The organism is Anaerovorax odorimutans (genome assembly GCF_024459955.1).
In the GTDB taxonomy this organism is placed as follows: Bacteria; Bacillota; Clostridia; order Peptostreptococcales; family Anaerovoracaceae; genus Hominibacterium; species Hominibacterium odorimutans_A.
Genome location: NZ_JANFXK010000109.1, coordinates 1 through 399 on the forward strand (window position 1 = coordinate 1; position 399 = coordinate 399).

Below are 399 nucleotides of genomic sequence, written 5' to 3' on the forward strand. Positions count from 1 at the left end.
TTGCTTTCTCTATCGCTGCCAGCTCTTCCTTTGTCCATCTGTCTTCTGCCGTAGTGATGCCTGGGAAATAAGTCGAATGGCTATCCTTGCACCTTGGGTGATACAGGCCAGCTGAGATGGCCGTACTCATCAACGGATACGTTCCATCCGATTTCCTGCCCCCGCTCCACACATCGTCAATCATGACTTTGCCAACAAAGGGTAGGCACTTCGGGCAAGGATTCCCGCGCTTGTTCATGATGACCGTACTGACGCCCCACTCTTGCCGTTTCTCACCTTCGCCAGTCAAATAAGCCCGTTTTGCGGCTGTCTGGATTGCCATATACGCGTAATCCTGCATGGTATGGCGTGCTCCGTTGGCATATTCAATGCAATTGATGCCGGCAGCCAAAAAGTCTT

At 51.9% G+C, this 399-nt stretch carries 1 protein-coding gene; it reads right to left on the reverse strand.

The features are described 5' to 3' along the window. Positions 1 to 399: phage minor capsid protein (locus tag NE619_RS18090; protein ID WP_256133872.1), on the reverse strand; the 399-nt coding region annotated here is incomplete at both ends.